The 19,260-nt window shown below is 74.0% G+C and carries 15 protein-coding genes; 5 read left to right on the top strand and 10 right to left on the bottom strand.

The features are described 5' to 3' along the window. Positions 1-29: 29 nt before the first annotated feature. Together ACFXDJ_RS14295 and ACFXDJ_RS14290 are read right to left on the bottom strand one after the other, a co-directional pair. Positions 30-2,114: a hypothetical protein gene (locus ACFXDJ_RS14295; protein ID WP_384653663.1), complete on the bottom strand. Its 2,085-nt coding sequence runs from the start codon at positions 2,112-2,114 to the stop codon at positions 30-32. Beyond that, positions 2,111-3,409, bottom strand: coding sequence for a hypothetical protein (locus tag ACFXDJ_RS14290; protein ID WP_384849108.1), 1,299 nt, complete (start codon positions 3,407-3,409; stop codon positions 2,111-2,113). The genes ACFXDJ_RS14295 and ACFXDJ_RS14290 overlap by 4 nt, the downstream gene beginning before the upstream one ends. 161 nt (positions 3,410-3,570) lie before the next feature. Here ACFXDJ_RS14290 and ACFXDJ_RS14285 point away from each other — a divergent pair, with 161 nt between their 5' ends. Next, positions 3,571-5,913, top strand: a complete 2,343-nt coding sequence (locus ACFXDJ_RS14285) for an immune inhibitor A domain-containing protein (protein ID WP_384657849.1) — start codon at positions 3,571-3,573, stop codon at positions 5,911-5,913. A 112-nt stretch (positions 5,914-6,025) separates the two neighbouring features. On the opposite strand, the gene ACFXDJ_RS14280 is transcribed toward ACFXDJ_RS14285, so the two are convergent. Next, entirely contained in the window at positions 6,026-6,403 is a 378-nt protein-coding gene (locus tag ACFXDJ_RS14280) for a VOC family protein (RefSeq protein ID WP_384657853.1), read from the bottom strand. A 49-nt stretch (positions 6,404-6,452) separates the two neighbouring features. Between ACFXDJ_RS14280 and ACFXDJ_RS14275 the strand changes: the two genes are divergently transcribed. Next, entirely contained in the window at positions 6,453-7,433 is a 981-nt protein-coding gene (locus tag ACFXDJ_RS14275; RefSeq protein ID WP_384657856.1) for a trypsin-like serine peptidase, read from the top strand. Positions 7,434-7,460: 27 nt separating this feature from the next. Here the strand turns inward: ACFXDJ_RS14275 and ACFXDJ_RS14270 are convergent, their stop codons facing one another. The 3 genes from ACFXDJ_RS14270 to ACFXDJ_RS14260 form a co-directional block, all read right to left on the bottom strand. Next, entirely contained in the window at positions 7,461-8,888 is a 1,428-nt protein-coding gene (locus ACFXDJ_RS14270) for an FAD-dependent oxidoreductase (RefSeq protein ID WP_384657859.1), read from the bottom strand. Positions 8,889-9,013: 125 nt separating this feature from the next. Beyond that, a complete protein-coding gene (locus ACFXDJ_RS14265; RefSeq protein WP_384657861.1) occupies positions 9,014-10,615 on the bottom strand; it encodes an esterase/lipase family protein in 1,602 nt (533 codons plus the stop codon). A gap of 78 nt (positions 10,616-10,693) precedes the next feature. Next, entirely contained in the window at positions 10,694-11,650 is a 957-nt protein-coding gene (locus ACFXDJ_RS14260; protein ID WP_384657863.1) for an oxidoreductase, read from the bottom strand. 179 nt (positions 11,651-11,829) lie between these two features. On the opposite strand from ACFXDJ_RS14260, the gene cbiE reads away from it, so the two are divergent. From cbiE to ACFXDJ_RS14245, 3 genes are read left to right on the top strand one after another with little or no spacing between them, the layout of a single operon-like run. Continuing rightward, entirely contained in the window at positions 11,830-13,140 is a 1,311-nt protein-coding gene (gene cbiE, locus ACFXDJ_RS14255) for a precorrin-6y C5,15-methyltransferase (decarboxylating) subunit CbiE (protein ID WP_384657865.1), read from the top strand. Next, a complete protein-coding gene (gene cobM, locus ACFXDJ_RS14250; RefSeq protein WP_384657868.1) occupies positions 13,137-13,886 on the top strand; it encodes a precorrin-4 C(11)-methyltransferase in 750 nt (249 codons plus the stop codon). The genes cbiE and cobM overlap by 4 nt, the downstream gene beginning before the upstream one ends. Next, complete coding sequence (locus ACFXDJ_RS14245) at positions 13,876-14,661, top strand: cobalt-precorrin-6A reductase (RefSeq protein WP_384657870.1); 786 nt, start codon at positions 13,876-13,878, stop codon at positions 14,659-14,661. The genes cobM and ACFXDJ_RS14245 overlap by 11 nt, the downstream gene beginning before the upstream one ends. Positions 14,662-14,747: 86 nt before the next feature. On the opposite strand, the gene ACFXDJ_RS14240 is transcribed toward ACFXDJ_RS14245, so the two are convergent. The 4 genes from ACFXDJ_RS14240 to ACFXDJ_RS14225 form a co-directional block, all read right to left on the bottom strand. Then, positions 14,748-15,485 (bottom strand): VOC family protein, encoded by a 738-nt coding sequence (locus ACFXDJ_RS14240; RefSeq protein WP_384657872.1) that lies wholly within the window; start codon positions 15,483-15,485, stop codon positions 14,748-14,750. A gap of 69 nt (positions 15,486-15,554) precedes the next feature. Continuing rightward, positions 15,555-17,060: a precorrin-2 C(20)-methyltransferase gene (locus ACFXDJ_RS14235; RefSeq protein WP_384657875.1), complete on the bottom strand. Its 1,506-nt coding sequence runs from the start codon at positions 17,058-17,060 to the stop codon at positions 15,555-15,557. Then, on the bottom strand, positions 17,057-17,704 hold the full coding sequence (locus ACFXDJ_RS14230; protein ID WP_384657878.1) for a precorrin-8X methylmutase: 648 nt from the start codon (positions 17,702-17,704) through the stop codon (positions 17,057-17,059). The genes ACFXDJ_RS14235 and ACFXDJ_RS14230 overlap by 4 nt, the downstream gene beginning before the upstream one ends. After that, positions 17,701-19,050: a cobalamin biosynthesis protein CobG gene (locus tag ACFXDJ_RS14225; protein ID WP_384657881.1), complete on the bottom strand. Its 1,350-nt coding sequence runs from the start codon at positions 19,048-19,050 to the stop codon at positions 17,701-17,703. Before ACFXDJ_RS14225 ends, ACFXDJ_RS14230 begins: the two co-directional genes overlap by 4 nt. Between the last annotated feature and the right edge of the window lie 210 nt (positions 19,051-19,260).

Here is a 19,260-nt window from a genome sequence, read left to right as displayed (position 1 = left end):
TCGAGGGACGGCATCGGAATCGGGTCGGTTCAGGCCAAGGACCGGAGGGTGAGCGTGTCGTCGGGATCGTCCCACAGGAGAACCAACTGGTCTCCCCCTACTGCCCGTTGTCGGCTTCCATCGGGGGCTCCCACGCCCGCTCCGGCGGCCGCCCGGCGCACCTCCCGCACGCGCGCCGGCAGCCCGAGCACGTCGAGTGCGCCGGGGTCGGGACGCCCGTCGGCACCGGTCGGGGCGAGCAGGGCGAGGAGATCCGGAGGCACGGGCGGAACAGACGGACCGGAGCCGCGCGCACGCCGCCACACCGCCACGGGAAGCCCGCCCTCCAGCACCGCTTCCACCACCGCCCCCGTCCGCGCCTTGCCCTGCGTGTGCGCCAGTACGCACGCCGGCGCGGGCCCCGACCCCAGCTCCATACCGAGTCCGTCGTCCACGTCCGCGTCACCCACCACGCGCACCGCGTCGGCGTGCCGCCCTCCTTGCACCCACAGCCAGCGCCATTTGCTCCGCCACTCCACCATGGTGTCCCCGCGCTCTTGCGGGCAGCGCACCACCACCTGGTAGACGAGCCCGAGGGCCCGGGTCCGCCCGCCGGGGCCGCGCGGGACCGGCCACTGGTCGAAGTCCAGGTCCAGCAGCTCGTACGGCACGTGGAACTCGATCCGCTCCACGGCGTCGGACGGCCGCCCGGCCTCGGCATGTCCACCCAACGCCCGCCCTATACGGCCCAGTTGGCGTACGAGTTCCTCGCGTATCACATCCAGTCGGACCGGCCCGCCCTCCGACTCCCAGATGTGCTCGGTGGTGTCCCGCCGCAGCCACATCCTGGCCCGGAAGCCGTCCTCCCCGCCCGGCGGCGATTCCAGCCGCACGTGCAGGGCCGTTCTGCGCGGGAGCGGGGGCGGGGGCCGCAGCGCGGGCAGGGCCAGGCGCTCACAGGTGTCGCGCACCCAGTCGCGCAGCCGGGCCGCCCACCGCTCGTCACCCGCTCCGGCCCGTTCGCCGAGGAACCGTACGAAGGGCACCGCGAGCGGCATCCCGTCCGGGCCTCCGTGGCGCTCGTCGAGGTCCTGGACCACCTCCAGCAGGCTGCCGCCCGGCAGGCCGCCCTGCATCGGGGCGGCGCAGCCGGTCGCCTTGAAGGCCCACACGTAGGCCTCGTAGGCACAGCGCGGCAGGTCACGGTCCTCGAAGAGCTCTCCGAGCCCGTCCCACGCGGCCTGGTCGAGGCGGGCCGCGCGCGGCGGCGGCGCCCCGATCAGTTCGTCATGGAGGAAGGAGCATGCGTCCCAGTCGCGATCCACGACGAACTGCGGGAGCTGCCAGCCCTGGCCGCGCTCGCGCAGTTCCCGGAAGGTGTGGTGGATGGCGCGGGCCGTGTCGGCCAGCCCCGTGACCACGTCCCGCACCGACCGCTCGCCGAGTTCGCCGAGCAGGGCTTCGGTGAAACGGCCTTCGCCGCGCTCGGCGTCGTTCTGCGCGGCCTCGCCCTCGCGGGAGGCGTAGAGCCGGAACTGCCGGCGCCCGGGGACTGTGGCGCCGCCGCCGTAGTCGTTGGTGCCGAAGTTCCACCGGGTGTCGCGGGGCGCGTCGACGCGGCAGGCGTCCACCAGGGCCGCCTGGAGCGGGAACCGGCGGTGCTTGACGAGGTCGGTGCGCCACCAGCGCAGCGCGGAGTCGAGGTTGAGGTGGCGGATCTGGCCGGGGCTGGCATCGGCGCAGGGCAGCATGAGTTCGCCGGCGCGCGGCTCGATGTATCCGTGCCCCGCCCAGAATATCCACAGCAAATCCCCGTCGCACGCAGGGAGTTCATCGAGAAGTACCGCCTTCACGTTCCCCTCGGTGGCCGGCCGGTGGGTGGTGCGCAGGGCCTCCAGCCCAGGAGAGTCCGACCAGTCGAGCGTCTGCGGGTCGTCGAGCGGGGACAGCAGCAGTTTGACGTGGCCCGGCGGGACCTCCCCCGGACCGGTCAACCAGCGCGCGAACCGAAGGGCGTCGCGGGCCGGGCCGCGCAGGTTCCAGCGTTGGCTGACGGCATAACTTTCGACCCCGGCGACGAGCGCGAAGGTGCGTCGTGGTTCCAGGGCCCTGGGGAGCAGGTCAGGGAGGATCACCCGATCTCCGCTTCAACCACCGCCTGTTCGATGCGCGCGTAGAGCGAGTCCTGTTTCCAGTAGGCGCTGTGGCAGGCGGGGAAGGGCTGACGGCTGCCGATCTCGTGGTCGCTGACGCGCGGGTCGCCGGGGAAGACGGGCTCGGCGAGGTACGAGAGCACGTCCTGGCGGTCGTAGACGTTGAGCCAGCGCGGGAAGGCGTACGGGAGCTTCGTGCCCGGTGCGATCCCGGTCAGCGCGCCGAGTTCGTAGAGGAACGGCGCCTGCGAGCCGACGGTGACGAGCAGCGCGGCCCCGGGGACGGGTTCGCCGCGGGCGGCGGCGAGCGCGAGGAGGTCCACGAGGGCGATCCCGCCGAGGCTGTGGCCGATGAGCACGGTCGGGCCGGGCTCGGCGGTGATCCGCGCGTGCAGGAATGCGCGCAGGTCGGCGCCCCGGGCCTGGTAACGGAGGATGTCGCCCAGGGCGGGGGTGGCGCCGACGGTCAGGGAGCCGCGCCAGGCGTTGAGCAGGGGCTGGGTGGTCACGCGCATCGCGAGCCGGCCGAGGACGGCGGCGGCCCGGGCTCCGGGCACCCGGGCGTCGCCGCCGAGCCGGGTGGTGAGCAGCTCGACCAGGCGGTCGCGTTCGGCCCCGGTGCAGTCGGCCTCGGCTCCGGCCGAGGCGAGCGCGGCGGCGGTCACCGCGCGGGCGAGGGCGGTGGCCAGCTCCCGGGCCTGGGGCTCCTCGGTGGCGCGGGCACCGGCGCGGGCGGCCTCGGCGGATCCCGCGACGGCCTCCAGTGCGGCGGGGAATCCGGCGGCGAGCCCGGTGCCTCGCAGCAGCGCGGCCTGCTCACCGGCCCCGGGCGCCCCCGCCCCGGGCACACCGGCCCCGGGCGGCCCGGCGCCCTCCGGCCCCTCGGACAGGCCGGCCAGCAGTTCCAGCACCCGGAATCCGGCGGACCGCACACCGGGCATGGCGAAGGCGTCGTCTTCGTCCCCGCCATCGTGCCCGTCGACGCCGGTGTCCCAGCCCGCTTCGGCCAGGACCCGCAGCTCGCACAGCGGGTCGGCGATCAGCAGCCCCCACTCGGCGGTCTCGTCGTCCCCCGGCTCGGGGGCCCCGTCGCGCAGGCGCAGCCCGGGTACGGACCGGCCATGGGCGCTCAGGGTGGCCCCGAAACGCTCCCCCCAGAAGCAGGAGTCGACGGCCGCGTCGGGAAACCGGTCGGTCAGCCGGTCCCGGACCAGTGCGAAGAGCGTGTCGTGGCGCTCGCGCCGCACCCCCGTGCCGTGCACAAACAGAAATCGCATCGCGGTTCCGCCCCCTCGCACCGTCGTGCCCCGCCCGGCACCATAGCGCCGCGCGGCGAACGGGGCCTTCGGAACGGCGAGTTCGGGACGCCTATCAATCACCTGTCACATGTGAAATATTACTCGCGCTTCGATCCGAACTCCCGGAAAGGACAGCCACGTTGCGCAGACTCGCTGCGGTGGGAGCGGCGATATCCCTCGCCCTCCTCGCCGCCACCGCCACCACCCCCGCGCTCGCCGCCACCGCACCCCCGCCCCCGCCCCCGGCCGGGCCGCAACAGCAGCGGACCGGGCAGCAGGAGGCCCCGGCCCCGCCGCCCGCACCCCTGGAGGTCCAGCGCCAGGCCCTGCGCCGCCAAGCCCTCGAAGACGTCGCGGCCGGCCGGCCCGACGGCCTGCGGGCCGAGGCCGACGGGACGCTGCCGCGCCGGGCCAAGGTCGGCAAGCAGTACGTCGAGCTGGCCCAGGAGCGCAAGGACAAGGTCTTCGTGATCCTCGCCGAGTTCGGCGACCAGGTGGACAACACCACCCAGTTCGAGGGCAAGACGCGCTTCGGCGGCACACCCGGCCCGCTGCACAACACCATCGGCAAGCCGGCCAAGGACGACAACCACACCCTGTGGCGCAAGGACTTCGACCAGGCCTACTACCAACAGCAGTTCTTCTCAGCCGACCCGCGGTCGGCCTCCATGCGCGCCTACTACGACCTTCAGTCCTCCGGTCGCTACGACATGGACGGCACGGTGACCGCCTGGGTCAAACTCCCCTGGAACGAGGCCCGTTACGGAAGCGACCACTGCTCCGAGGCGGGTCAGTGCCAGAGCAACTGGGACATGATCCGGGATGCGACGGCCGCCTGGTACGACTCCGAGCGCGCGAAGGGCCGTACGTCCGAGCAGATCAAGGCGGAGCTCGCCGAGTACGACGTCTGGGACCGCTACGACGCCGACCACGACGGCAACTTCGACGAGCCGGACGGCTATCTCGACCACCTCGTCGTGGTCCACGCGGGCAAGGACCAGACCTGGGGCGGCGGCGCGCAGGGCACGGACGCCGTATGGGCGCACCGCTGGTTCGCGTACTACGACCAGGCCGGCAGCGCGGGCCCCGAAGGCAACAAGGCGGGCGGAACCCCGATCGGCGACACCGGGATCTGGGCCGGCGACTACCTGACGGGTGGGGAGAACAGCGGCGCGGGCCTGTTCTCGCACGAGTTCGGGCACGATCTCGGACTTCCGGACCTGTACAGCTCAGGCGGGGACAACAACGTCAACTTCTGGTCGCTGATGTCCTCGGCCTCCTATCTCGGCAAGGGCCCGAACACCACCGGCATGTTCCCGGGCGACCTCGACCCGTGGAGCAAGCTGCAGCTGGGCTGGCTCCAGTACACGGAGGCCGACGCGGGCCGCACCACACGGGCCACGCTCGGGGTTTCGGGCTACAACACCGAGGATCCGCAAGCCCTGCTGGTCCACCTGCCGCCTTCGGTGACCACGACCGAGCTGGCCGATCCGTACGAGGGCGGCAGCCAGTGGTGGAGCGGTACGGGCGACTTCATGGACAACACGCTGAGCCGCACCGTCGATCTCACGACGGCGCCGGCGGACGCGGCCCGGCTCGACGCCCGGGTCTGGTACGACATCGAGCAGGACTTCGACTTCCTGACGGTGGAGGCCTCCACGGACGGCGGCACCGGCTGGACCGCCCTGCCGGGCACCGTGGACGGCGTGGCGACCGGCGCGAAGGGGATCACCGGAACCTCGGCGGGCTGGAAGCAACTGTCCGTACCGCTGGAGCAGTTCGCGGGCAGGAGCGTGCAGCTGCGGCTGCGCGTCACCTCCGACAGCAACACCCACGGCAAGGGCGTCGCCTTCGACGACATCCGCGTCACCGCGGGCGGCCGGGAGCTGCTGCGCGACGGCGCCGAGCAGGGTGCGAACGGCTGGACGGCGGTCAAGTGGTCGCGCACGCAGGGCCGTACGGGCAGTGAGCAGCACCCGCGTGCGTACTTCGTGGAGAACCGGCGCTACACCGGCTACGGCAGCCTGCTGAAGACGGGCCCGTACAACTTCGGCTTCACGGGCGACAAGGTGGAGTTCTTCCCGTACCAGCAGGGCGTGCTGATCTGGCTCTGGGACACCTCGTACAGCGACAACACCACCAAGGCGCATCCGGGCGGCGGGCTGCTGCTGCCCGTCGACTCCCGGCCCGAGCCGCTCACCTACGCGGACGGCACCCCGCTGGGCGCCCGCGCGCAGACCTTCGACGCCACCTTCTCGCTCCGCCCGAGCGACCGGGTCGTCCTGCACAAGGCGGGGGTACCGGTGGTGATCCCGGCGCGGCCCGGGGTGGCGGTCTTCGACGACCGCCACGGGTCCTACTGGGACGCGCGGCTGCCGCAGCTCGGGGTCAAGGTGCCGGACACCGGTACCCGGATCGCGGTGGTGAAGGAGGCCTCGGGCGGGGCGGTGACGACCGTACAGCTCAGCCCGTCTTCGCCGTGAACTCACCCAGCTGAGCACGCGGGCAACCTTGTCGAAGCACTCTCCGGCCGCGTCGCCGAGGGATCATCTTATTGCGAAGCACTCGCAATAAAGGCACCGGCGGCTGCCCCCGTCAGTCGCACACCAGGCAGAACGGGTGGCCGGCCGGATCGGCGTAGACCCGCCAGCCCTCGGCGGCCCGGCTCTCGTCCAGGAGGGTGGCGCCGAGGGCCAGCACCTCCTCGTGGGCCCGGTCCAGGTCCGCGACGGCGAAATCGAGGTGGAGCTGCTGGGGACGGTCCGGGTCCGGCCACTGGGGCGGGCGGTGGTCCTCGGCGCGCTGGAAGGCGAGCACGGAGCCCGCCCCGGTGTGCAGGGTCGCCCAGCGCGCGTCGGTGGTCCAGCGGCGGTCCGGCCGGTTGACCTCGCCGCCCGCCAGCGAGTGGTAGAACGCGGCCAGCGCGGTCGGATCGGGACAGTCCAGCACCACGCACTGCATCTCAGCGATCATGGTTCCGATCCTAGGGAGCCGTTCCCGCGCGGGCCAGCACAATAGACGCATGAGTCTCCAGGGGCGGGAGTGCCGCATGTTCACCAAGGTCCAGATAAGGGCCGTACGGGTCTTCGTGCTGTCCGGCATCTGCTGCGCCCTGCTCGTGGGCGGCGCCGGGTACGTCTGGCAGCTGCGCGGCCTGGCCGCGTACGTGGCCCAGGGCGACCCCGGCCGGGGCACCTACCTCCGGGACCCCGCGAGCACGGAGGACGCCGCGACCGCGGTACTGAACGGCGCGGCCGGCGCCGCACCGGACGCGGGGGCACCGGACGCGGGGGCGCCGGACGCGGGCGGCCCGCCGGCGCCCGCCCCCGCCACCGGAGAAACCCCCGACGGGCAGCCCCTGACGGCCGCGCCGGCCCCCGCCGAGCCCGCCGTCGGCGCGCTGTTCTCCCCCGGCGACGACGCCGACCCCGACCACCACTGCTCGGCCAGCGTGGTCCACTCCCCCGGCGGGGACCTCATCGCCACCGCCGCCCACTGCGTCTACCGCGGCGGCTTCCGCACCAACCTCGCCTTCGCCCCCGGCTACCGGGACGGCTCCTTCCCGTACGGGGTCTGGGTCCCGGACCGGATCGACGTGGACCCCCGCTGGATCGAGGACCACGACCCCGACCGCGACGTGGCCTTCCTGCGGCTGAGCCGCCCCGGCCATCCCGGGGAGCGGTTGGAGGACACCACCGGCTCCGCCGAGACCATCCGGTTCGGGACCGAACTCCCCGTGCCCGCCCGGCTGATGGGCTACCCCAACGACTCCGAGGAGCCCCTGGGGTGCCTGACCACGGCCGTCGCCGCCGGGCCCACGCAGGTGCGCCTCGACTGCGCGGACGTACCCAACGGCACCAGCGGCGGACCGGTGCTGGCCGACGGGCACACCCTGATCGGGGTGATCGGCGGCCGGGACTTGGGCGGCGACGACGAGACCTCGTACAGCTCCTACTTCGACGACGGCATCCGCGACCTCTACCTGCGCGCGGTCGGCGGCTAGGTCGTCGGCCGCCGACGCCCGCCCGGCCTAGCCGCGGTCGCCGGCCGGCCTGTGGTGGGCCGGGTAGTCGGCGGTGTCCGGGGCGGTGGGCAGTCGCCACTTGGAGAGGACGCGGATCACCGTGGCGGGGCTGAGCAGGGTGTTGGGCGAGTCGGTCAGCGACAGGACCCCGAAGAACCGGCCGGAGATCACCGGGTCGGTGTTGGCGCCGACCATCACCCGGGACATGTAGTTCTGCAGGAACCGGGTGGCCCGGTCCGGCGGCGGCCCTTCGGTCACCGCGTAGCGCATGTCCTCACTGGTGGCGATCTGCCAGGGCACGGCCGCCGCGGCGGTGGTGCTGCGCTGGATCCGCCGGGAGGCCGCGGCGATCCGCTCCGGGTCCAGGGTGCGGATCTCCTTGGCCAGTGCCTCCGCGGCGAGCGCGGCGACCGTCATCCCGTGCCCGTACACGGGGTTGAACCGGCAGGCCGCGTCGCCGAGGACCACCAGTCCGGCGGGCCAGCGCTCCAGGCGTTCGTAGTGCCGCCATTCGTTCGCCGTGCTCCGGAAGGCGGTGGGCGAGGACAGCGGGGTCGCGTCGCGGATGGCGTCGTACAGGGCCGGACTGCGCAGGCTGCGGGCGAACGCGAAGAACTCCTCGTCCTTGACGGGCGGGGCGTGTTCGCCGTTGCCGATGAGCGTCACCAGCCAGCGGTCGCCGTCCTGCGGTACGAGTACGCCGCCGCGCGGGAGGTCAGGCCGGCTCTGGACGTACATGCCGTGCCAGCGCCGCGCCGGATCGGCCGGCCTCTCGAAGTAGCGGCTGGAGTAGCCGAGATGGGGGTCGTAGCGGGTCACCTCCGGGGCCGGGTGGCCGAGTTCGGCGAGCCAGGCGGTGGTCTTGGAGGTGCGGCCGGTCGCGTCGACCACCAGGCGTGCGGCCAGCGGGGCGGCGTCGCGCAGGCGCACTCCGGCGACCGAGCGGCCGTCCGGCCCGGCCACGAGCCCGGTGGCCGCCGTCCCGGCCAGGATCCGGATGCGCCCGTCCCGGAGCACTTCCTCGCGCACCGTCCGGTCGAGCAGGTCCCGGCCGGCGACCAGGACCTTGGTCCCGGGGACCGACTGGAACCAGTCGGCCGGGCTCAGCCAGAGGAAGTCCCGCGGCGTCTCCAGCAGGGAGGCTCCGGCCTCCACCAGTTTCCCGGTGAGGCCCGGCAGCATCTTCTCCATGAGGTACAGGCCGCGCGACCACAGGATGTGCGCGTGTCTGGACTGCGGGATCCCCGGCCGGAACTCCGGCCCTTCCTGCGGCAGTTCGTCCCGCTCGATCAGGGTGACCCGGGGAAACCTCCGCGCGAGCACCCGCGCGGCCAGCAGCCCGGCCATACCCGCCCCGAGGACCACCGCGTGGTCCCCGCCCTCCGGATCGGTGTGCGGGTGGTGTAGGTGGTTGTCCGTAGCGTCGTCGTCCATTCCGTCGAGTCTGGTGCGGACGCGGCGGCCCGGTCAGGGCCCGGACGGGGCGCCCGGAGGCTTCCCGGGGGCGGACGGGCTCATACCGGGGCGCGCTCCCCGGCATGAGCGGACGTCGTGCCAGGTCAGGGGCAGAGGACGGTCCAGGTGACCTTCACGTGCCCGCCGTCGTCCCCGTAGAACTCGCTGGTGCGGGTGCCGGGCTGGTCGGTGTACGGATCCCAGGCCACCGTGCCCCGGGCGACCAGGTCGTCGGCCGAGGAGGCGTCGTAGTCCCAGAGGTACACGCCGAGCTCGAAGGGGCCGGGTGAGTACGTGGCCCCCGAGCCGACCCGCTGGTAGAAGTACGGGTCCGGGTTGCTGCGGCCGCCCCGGTTGGGGAAGGTCGACGGGTCGGACGCGGAGCGCGACCACACGGCGCTACGGGCCCCGTCGCCGGTCCGGACCCCGATGTCCCCGTAGAGCGCGGGACGGGTCGTGCCGTCGTCGAAGTAGGTCAGCTCCGCCTGGTCCACGCGGAGCCGGCAGGCGGGGACGGCGGTCTGCGCCGGGGTGACGGTGTAGGTGACGGCCGCCTCGCCGCCGTCCACGCCGAGCATCTTCGCGGTGAAGCGCCCGAAGCCGAGCGCCGGGTCCCAGTGGACGCGGCCGGCGGCCATCACGTCGTCGTTGTTCCCGGCGGTGTAGTCGGCGTCGATGAGGTAGGCGGTGACGGTCGCCTCGCCGGTGAAGGTCTGGCTCCGGGTGGAGTCGTCGAGCCCGAACCACGGGTCGTGGTCGGGGAAGGCGGTGGCGCCGGCCCGGTCGCGGTGCCACAGGGTACGGGCGGTTCCGTCGGTGGTGAGGGTGAGGCCGTCGTAGAGCTCGGGGGCGTTCTCTCCGCTGGAGGTGAACCGGGCGGAGTCGACGGTGATGCGGAACGGGCCCGTCTTCAGGTCGACTTGGCTCACCGGGTCCTTGGAGAACTCGGCGACGATCTGTCGGCGGACCCAGTCGTTGGAGAGCAGTCCGTAGTGCGAGGGGCAACCGCTGTCGCCGACCGGCAGGACGTGGTTGACGGCGCCCGCCAGTTCGGTGGAGCGCGGGGCGCGGCTGTCGCCGGGCGGGATCTGCTGGTCGCAGGTCGAGCTGAAGGTGGTGTAGCGGGTGGAACCGGGGGTCTCGTCGCCCGCGTTGAGGGAGTTCAGGAACTCACTGCCGGGGGTCATGTCGGCGAGGGAGGCCGCGTGGATGTCGCAGAAGGTGGCGAAGGGGCCGCAGGGCGCGGCGTCGCCCGCGCCGTGGTTGGGACCGCCGAGCGAGACCCAGGCGCGGACCTTGGAACTCCCGCCGTCCTTCAGATACTTGCGGGTGAGCAGCGAGCCCATGCTGTGCGCGACCACGTCGACCTGGCGGTCGCCGAACCGCTCGGTGAGGAAGGCGCCGAAGCGGGTGGCGTTGGACTCGTTGGTGGCGGCCCAGTCGTAGCCGAATTCGGCGAGGTCGCTGGAGAGCCAGCCCTGGGCGTGGAGGTAGTCCTCCAGCCCGTCGAGGGAGGCCGCGGTGTCCCCGTAGCCGTGGACGAGGACGACGGGCGTACGCCGCTCCGCGCGCGCGGCGTCGGCCCGGCCGGACGCCCGCGCCGCCGGGGCGGTGAGGAGGGCCGCGAGGAGTACGGCGGCGAGCGCGGCGGTCAGGGCCGAGAGCATCGGGAACGACAGGGGCACGGGCAGGGCGGATCTGCGCATGGCTCTCCCAGGGGGCGCGGCGTGATGCGGCTCCACAGCCTGAAGTGACTGGTGGGTAGCAAGCTAGCCCCCGGGGGTTCAGCGCGATAGGGACGTGTACGAGACTCCCGTGAGCTTTTCCGAGGCGGCCCAGAGCCGTTCGCCGGACTTGTCGTCCAGGGTCCATTTCGCCCGCCAGGAACGGGCGGGCGCGCCGCGGAAGCCGAGCCGCGGCCCGATGAACTCGTCCGGCCGGACCCCGGGCGCGGTCGCCGCGTACAGGGTGGGCAGCGCGCCGGAGGCGGCGGACTGGGCGATGACGCCGTTGCCGATGGTGTTGCCGAGGTTGTTGGCGGCGACCGCGATCCGCGAGGTGAGGGTGGTGCCGGCCTGCGGGGTCGCCGCGACGTGCAGGTTGGTGGAGGCGTAGCCGGGGTGGGCGGCGGCCGCGACGATCCCGGATCCGGCGGCCGCGAGCCTTCGGGCGAGCTCGTGGGTGAAGAGCAGGTTCGCGGTCTTGGAGCGGCCGTAGGCGATCCAGCGGCGGTAGTTCCGCTCGCCATTGAGGTCCGCGTGGTCCACATCCCCCAGGGCGTGGAAGCCGCTGGAGAGGTTGACGATCCGGGCCCCGGGGGCGGCGGCGAGGAGCCGGGGCAGGAGCAGGCCGGTGAGGGCGAAGTGGCCGAGGTGGTTGACCCCGAACTGGGTCTCGAACCCGTCGACGGTCCGCCCGAACGGCAGGGCCATCACACCGGCGTTGTTGACGAGGAGGTCGAGGGTGCCGTGCCGCTGCGCGTAGCCTTGCGCGAACTCCCGCACGGTGGCCAGGTCGGCGAGGTCGAGCGGCATGAACTCCACGTCCGCGCCTGGGACTTCGGTACGCATCTGCACCTCGGCGGCCCGCCCCCGGGCGGCGCTCCGGCAGGCCAGCACGACCGAGGCGCCGTGCCGTGCGAGCTCGCGGGCGGCGAAGTAGCCGATCCCGCTGTTGGCCCCCGTGACCACGGCCGTGCGGCCGCTCTGGTCGGGCACGTGTGCGGCCTTCCAACCCGGCATGACAGCTCCTCGCACTCACATCACGCATCGCATCAGGGAGGGTTACCACCGGTAACCTTGTCGGGACACCGCCACCCTACTCCCGGCCGGGTTACCCCGGTCACCCTGGCCCCTGGGCGGGGGTGCGGGCCCAGTAGGCTGCGGGTCCACCCGCTTCCCCCACCCCGAGGTTCCGCGCAGTGAGCTCCGCACCGCCACCGACCCCCATACCCGCGCCGATCGCCCCGCCCGTGTCCGTCGTCGGTCTCGGCGCCGACGGCTGGGCCGGGCTGACCGCCCCCGCGCGGGCCGCGCTGGCCGGGGCCGAGGTGCTGATCGGCGGACCGCGGCAGCTGGACCTGCTGCCGCCCGAAGAGTGCGGCGGCGCGCGCGTGGCCTGGCCGAGCCCGCTGCGGCCGGCCGTGCCGAAGCTGATGGCCGAGCACGCGGGCCGCCGGATCGCGGTGCTGGCCAGCGGGGACCCGATGTTCTACGGGATCGGCCGCGCGCTGTCCGAGGAGCTCGGGGCGGACGCCCTGCACGTGCTGCCCCACCCCTCCTCGATGTCGTACGCCTGCGCCCGCCTGGGCTGGCCGGTGGAGGACACCGAGGTGATCACCGCCGTCGGGCGCCCCGTGGCCCGGCTGGCGGCCGCGCTGTACGAGGGCCGGCGGGTGCTGGTGCTGAGTTCCGGAGCAGTGACCCCGAACGAGATCGCCGCTCTGCTTCGAGAGCGGGGCTTCGGCCCCAGCCGGATGCGCGTCCTGGAACAGCTCGGCTCCGAGCACGAGGACGCGTACGAGGGCCTCGCCCAGACCTGGGAGCACCCGCCCGGCGACCCCCTCAACCTGGTCGCCGTCGACTGCCGCCGCGACCCCGCCGCCCCCGCACCCCGGCTCGGCGCCACCCCCGGCCTGCCCGACGCCGCCTACGAGCACGACGGCCAGCTCACCAAGCGCCACGTCCGCGCCGCCACCCTCTGCGCGCTGGCCCCCGCCCCCGGCGAACTGCTGTGGGACATCGGCGGCGGATCCGGCTCCATCGGCATCGAGTGGATGCGTACGCACCCCTCCTGCCGCGCGGTGACCGTGGAACGCGTGGCCGAGCGGGCCGAGCGGATCACCCGCAACGCGGCGGCGCTCGGCGTCCCCGGGCTGCGCGTGGTCACCGGCGCCGCGCCCGCGGCCCTCGCCGGACTGCCCGCCCCCGACGCCGTGTTCATCGGCGGCGGCCTGACCGCCCCGGGCCTGCTCGACGCGGCCTGGGAGGCGCTGCCCCCCGGCGGCCGGCTCGTGGTCAACACGGTCACCCTGGAGTCGGAGGCGGTCCTCACCGAGCGCTACCGGCGCCACGGCGGCGAACTGGTGAAACTGGCCGTCGCGCACGCCGTGCCGGTGGGCGGTTTCACGGGCTGGCGCCAGGCGATGCCCGTCACCCAGTGGTCGGTGACCAAGCCCCACCCCAACCCCAGCGCCACCACCAGCGACGACGAAATGGATCAGACGATATGACCGTGTACTTCATCGGCGCGGGCCCCGGCGCGGCCGACCTGATCACGGTGCGCGGCGCCCGGACCCTGGCGGCGGCCCCCGTCTGCCTGTACGCGGGCAGCCTGGTCCCGCGCGAACTGCTCGCCGAATGCCCGCCGGACGCCCGCCTGATCGACACGGCGCGGCTGAACCTGGACGAGATCATCGCCGAGTGCGTACGGGCGCACGCGGCCGGCCAGGACGTCGCCCGGCTCCACTCCGGCGACCCCTCCGTCTTCAGCGCCGTCGCGGAGCAGATGCGGCGCCTGGACGCGGCCGGCATCCCCTACGAAGTCGTCCCCGGCGTCCCCGCCTTCGCCGCGGCGGCGGCCGCGCTGAAGCGGGAGCTGACCGTGCCGACCGTCGGCCAGACGGTGATCCTGACCCGGATCTCCCAGCAGGCCACGCCGATGCCGCCCGGCGAGGACCTCGCCACGCTGGGCCGCAGCGGGGCACTGCTGGTGCTGCACCTGGCCACGCGCTACGTCGACCGGGTCGTCGACGAGCTGCTGCCGCACTACGGGGCCGAGTGCCCGGCGGCGGTGGTCGCGATGGCCAGCCGCCCCGACGAGCTGATCCTGCGCGGGACGCTGGCCGACATCGCCGCCCAGGTGAAGGAGGCCGGACTGGTCCGCACCGCCGTCATCCTGGTCGGCCGCACCCTGGGCGCCGAGCAGTTCCGCGACAGCCACCTGTACTCCGCCGAACGCGACCGGCATGACTGCTGATCCGGCCGCTCCGGGCCGCCGGCCGCACGTCCTGATCCTCGGCGGCACCACGGAGGCCCGGCGGCTCGCGGAGGCGCTGACCGCCGGGGACGAACCCGCGTACCGGGTGACGACCTCACTGGCCGGCCGGGTCGCCGCCCCCGTGCTCCCCCCGGGCGAGACCCGGATCGGCGGCTTCGGCGGAGCCGCCGGGCTGGCGGCGTGGATCACCGCCCACCACGTCACCCACCTGGTCGACGCCACGCACCCCTTCGCCGAGCGGATGAGCTTCAACGCGGCCGGGGCGGCGGCCCTCTCGGGCGTCCCGCTGCTCGCGCTGCGCCGCCCGGGCTGGGTCCCCGGCCCCGGAGACGACTGGCACTTCGCGGACTCCCTCGCCGGGGCCGCCGCCCTGCTGCCGGGGCTCGGCTCGCGCGCGTTCCTGACCACCGGCCGGATGGGCCTGCACAGCTTCGCGCACCTCACCGAGCCCTGGTTCCTGGTGCGTTCGGTGGATCCCCCGGCCGCCCCCGCTCCGCCGCGCCTCGAAGTGCTGCTCGCCCGGGGCCCGTTCGGCCTCGCCGAGGAGCGGGAGCTGCTCGCCCGGCACCGTATCGACCTCCTGGTCACCAAGGACAGCGGCGGCTCCGCCACCGCCCCCAAGCTCACCGCCGCCCGCGAGGCGGGCATCCCGGTCCTCGTCGTCCGCCGGCCGCCGGTCCCCGGGGGCGTCCCGCAGGCGGCTTCGGTCGCCGAGGCCCTACGCCGGCTGGACTACGAGCGGCCGCGCCCGTAAGCCGCGCCCGTAAGCCGCGCCCGTCGGTCCCGGTATCATGACCGACCCGGCGCCCCGGTAGGGCGCCGAGCCAGCCGTGCTCAGGGTCAGCGAGGGCTGAGGAGGCAGAACTCGTTGCCCTCCGGATCGGCCAGAACGCTCCAGTGGATCGCGGACTGGTCGATGCCGGGGTCGGTGGCGCCCAAGGCGCGCAGTCGGGCTTCCTCCGCCGCCAGGTCGTCACCCGGGTACGGGCGAACGTCGAGGTGGACGCGGTTCCACCCGCTCTTGGTGTCGGGGGTGCGGAGGAACTCCAGGTAGGGGCCGACGCCCTTGGCGGAGCGCATGGTCGCCTGGTCGTCGGTGACCTCGTGCAGCGTCCAGTCCATCGCCTCGCCCCAGAACCGGGCCATCCCCCGTGGGTCGGCGCAGTCGACCACCACCGCGGCGATCGGCCCGGTGTCCCGGTAGATCGGACGGGGCTCCAGGACACAAAACTCGTTGCCCTCCGGGTCGGCCATGACCGTCCAGGGCACGTCGCCCTGACCCACGTCGGCGGGCGTCGCGCCGAGATCCTTCAGGCGCGCGACCAGCTCCGCCTGATGGGCGGCCGAGGTGGTGGCCAGATCGAGGTGCACCCGGTTCTTGACCGTTTTGGGTTCCGGGCGGGCGATGATGTCGATGCAGACGGCCGCGGGGTCGGGGTAGGCGAAGCCCACGGGTTCGAGGTTCGTCACGCCGGGTCCCTCGCTGTCGACACCCCAGCCGAGTGCCTCCGCCCAGAACCGGCCGAGCGCGGAGTCGTCATGGGCCTTCATATTGATCTGCACGAGTCTTGTTGCCATGCGGCAGATTCTAAAAGCTGCCGCCCCTGGCCGACCGGAGGCCCCTTGCCTCCGGCCGGCCGGGCAGGATCATCCGTACCGGCGCGGAGTCCACGTCACCCGCGAACCGTCGGGCCTCTGCGTGACCTGAGTCTGCGAGGAGCCGATCAGCAGGATCGTCCGCATGTCGACCTCCGACGGCTCCAGTTCGGCCAGCGTGAGGATGCGGACCGACTGCTCCGGCCCGCCCACGTCGCGCGCGACGACCACCGGGGTCTCGGGAGCGCGCAGCTCCAGCAGCAGCGCCCTGGCCTGTGCGACCTGCCAGTTCCGGCTGCGCGAGCCCGGGTTGTACAGGGCCAGTACGAGATCGGCCGCGGCGGCCGCGCGCAGCCGCTCCGCGATGACCTCCCACGGCTTGAGGCGGTCGGAGAGGGAGATGGTGGCGTAGTCGTGGCCGAGCGGCGCACCGGCCAGCGCGGCCGCCGCGTTGGCGGCCGTCACCCCGGGCAGCACCCGTACGGGCACGTCCTCGTACTCGGGCTGTCCCGCGACCTCCAGGACCGCGGTGGCCATGGCGAAGACCCCGGGGTCGCCGCCGGAGACCACGGCCACCCGCTTGCCGCGCCGGGCGAGGTCGAGCGCGAACTCGGCCCGCTCCGACTCGACCTTGTTGTCGGAGCCGTGCCGCACCTGGCCCGGCCTCGCCGGGACCCGGTCCAGGTACGTCGTGTACCCGACCAGCACCTCGGCGTCGGCCAGCACCCGCCGGGTCTCGGCGGTCAGCCACAGCGGCCCGGCCGGACCGGTGCCGACCACGGCGACCTCGCCGGGGCCGGACGGCACGCTGCCCGGGTTGCCGATCCGGCTGGGCACCACGGCGACGGCGAAGTAGGGGACGCTGTCGGGGTCGGTGTCGGCGAGGACGCCGGTCCGCTCCCCCGCCATCGTCGCGCGTTCCACGTACCGCGCCTCGGCGAGCCGGCCGCTGTTCTCCATCGCCCGCCGCACGGCGGGGAAGGTGCGGCCGAGCTTCATCACGACCGCCGAGTCGGTGGCGGCGAGGCGGGCCGTGAGCTCCTCTTCGGACAGCGTGCCGGGCAGGATGGTCAGCACCTCCTCGCCCTCCACGAGCGGGGTGCCGAGCCGCGCGGCGGCGGCGCTCACCGAGGTGACGCCCGGGATCACCTCGGCCTCGTACCGGTCCGCCAGCCGCTTGTGCATGTGCATGTACGAGCCGTAGAAGAGCGGGTCGCCCTCGGCGAGGACGGCTACGGTCCGGCCGGCGTCCAGGTGGACGGCGAGCCGGGCGGCGGAGGCCTCGTAGAACTCCTCCATCGCGCCCTGGTAGCCGCCGGGGTGGTCGGTGGTCTCGGTGGTGACCGGGTAGACCAGCGGCTCCTCGACGTGGTCGGCGCGCAGGTGCCCGGCCGCGATCGAGCGGGCGATCGAGCGGCCGTGCCGGGCGGAGTGGTACGCGATGACGTCGGCCTCCGCGATCACCTCCACGGCGCGCAGCGTCATCAGCGACGGGTCGCCGGGCCCGAGCCCGACCCCGTAGAGCTTTCCGGTGTCCCGCACCTGCTCCGCGCTCATTCGGCCACGCTCGCAATGGCGTTGACTGCGGCGGCGGCCATGGCGCTGCCGCCGCGCCGACCCCGGACGATCAAGTGGTCGAGCCCCGAGGGGTGTTCGGCCAGGGCGTCCTTGGACTCGGCGGCGCCGATGAAGCCGACGGGGACGCCGATGACGGCGGCGGGGCGCGGGGCGCCCTCCTCGATCATCTCCAGCAGCCGGAAGAGCGCGGTCGGCGCGTTCCCGACGGCGATCACCGATCCCTCCAACAGGCCCCGGTCCCGCCAGACTTCGAGGGCGGCGGCGCTGCGCGTCGTGCCCATCTTCGCGGCGAGCTCCGGCACGGCCGGGTCGGAGAGGGTGCAGATCACCTCGTTGTCGGCGGGCAGCCGCTTGCGGGTCACCCCGCTGGCGACCATCTGCACGTCGCACAGGATCGGGGCACCCGCCTCCAGGGCGGCGCGCGCCCGCAGGACGACCTCGGGCGTGTAGCCCAGGTCCCGCGTCAGGTCGGTCATGCCGCAGGCGTGAATCATGCGCACCGCGACCTGGGCGACCGAGGCGGGCAGCCCGGAGAGGTCCGCCTCGGCGCGGATCGTGGCAAAGGACTGGCGGTAGATCTCGGCGCCGTCCTTCTCGTACTCGAACACGGTGTACTCGCTCATTTCTTCACTGCGTCTTCTGAAACCTGGGGAACATGAGGGGTGTTGCGCGCCGCGGCGAGGGCCGCGGAGAGTTCGTGGTCCGGCACGGGCCGGCCGTCGATCCGGTATCCGTCGCCCGTGGCCACCACGTCCACCCAGACGGCGCCGCGCGGGTGTCCGCACCGCCGCTCGCAGCCGGACCAGTGCACGGGCAGGGGGCGTGCCCCGCTCGAAGAGCGCTCCGAAGAACGCGGGGCGGGCCCGGCCGCCTCCGGTACGAGGGCCCGCGCGTCGGCGCGCACGTCCGCGAGGGACTTCGCGCAACCGGGGCGCCCGGTACAGGCGGTGACGGACTCCCACGCGCTGCCGGGTGAGACGACCAGCCCCGCGCCGCGGATCCGGGTCGCACCGTCGGGCGCGGTCCCCGCCCCGGTCGTGACCGCCCGGGTCAGGACGATGCCGCGCCACGGGGTGACCCGCAGTTCGCCGCCCGCCCCGTCGGCGACCTCGGCCAGGACCCGCCACTGTCCGGCGGTCAGCCGGCCGAGCGGCGGCAGCACGCACAGGGACCCGTACGGGCCTTCGCCCGGCCCGGGCGGCTCGGCGTACGGCCACGCCACCTCGGCCGCGTGCCCGCAGGCGATCCCGTCCGCGGCCAGCCGGGCGGCGAACCGCCCTGCGTCCGGGGCGTGTTCGGCGGGCAGTTCGGACACCCGCCAGGCCCGGGTGCCGGCGGCGTCCACGCGGTCCAGGAAGTACTCGGCGGCGAGCAGCGCCGCCCGGGGCGCGTCGGCCGCGGCCACCTCCACGGCGTCGGCGGCCGCGCCGAGCCGGACCAGCGCCCGGCCGTCCGGCCTGCCGAGCACGGTCACGTCGGGGCCGAGCGCGGCGACGTCCCCGCGCCCGTCGTCGAGGGCGAAGAGGAACCGTCCGGACAGGGCCGTCGCCCGCGCGCTCGCGCACAGCAGCCGGTCCAGTTCGCCCACCCAGGGCGTCGCCGGGACGTGTCCCCGGCCGTCGAGTCCGGACATCGGGGTCGCCACGATGTTCCGTACCCGCTCGTGGCCCGGAGCGGGCAACAGCCCGGCCGCGCCGAGGAGCTCCGCCAGGCCCGCGCCGCATCCGTCCGCGAGACCCCGCAGCTGGACGTTGCCGCGCGAGGTGAGTTCCAGGTGCCCGTCGCCGAACCGGTCGGCGGCCAGCGCCAGTACCGAGGCCTGCCGGACGCTCAGCAGCCCGCCGGGGATCCGCACCCGCGCCAGGTACCCGTCGTCGGCGGCGTGCAGGCGCAGCGCGCCGGGGCAGGCGTCGCCGCGATCCCGTATGACGGGTTCGTCCCGCGCGGCGGCGGAAGGGGGCGTGGGCATGGCGGCGAGCATACCCACGATTCTGCGCCCGCCCCCTGTGTCGATCACCACCCCGAACCGGCCACACCCGGCCCCGCCGAAATCCAGCCCCGCCCAATCCAGCCCCGCCGGCGTTTGAGGCGCGGGGCCCGGGGCAGAGCCCCGGCAACGGCGCCGCACACGACCCCGCCCGACCCCACGATCCGCCGAACCAAGCCGGAACCCCCGGCC

Source organism: Streptomyces sp. NPDC059443 (assembly GCF_042750105.1).
GTDB lineage: Bacteria > Actinomycetota > Actinomycetes > Streptomycetales > Streptomycetaceae > Streptomyces.
This window is presented reverse-complemented; position numbering and strand designations above follow the sequence as displayed.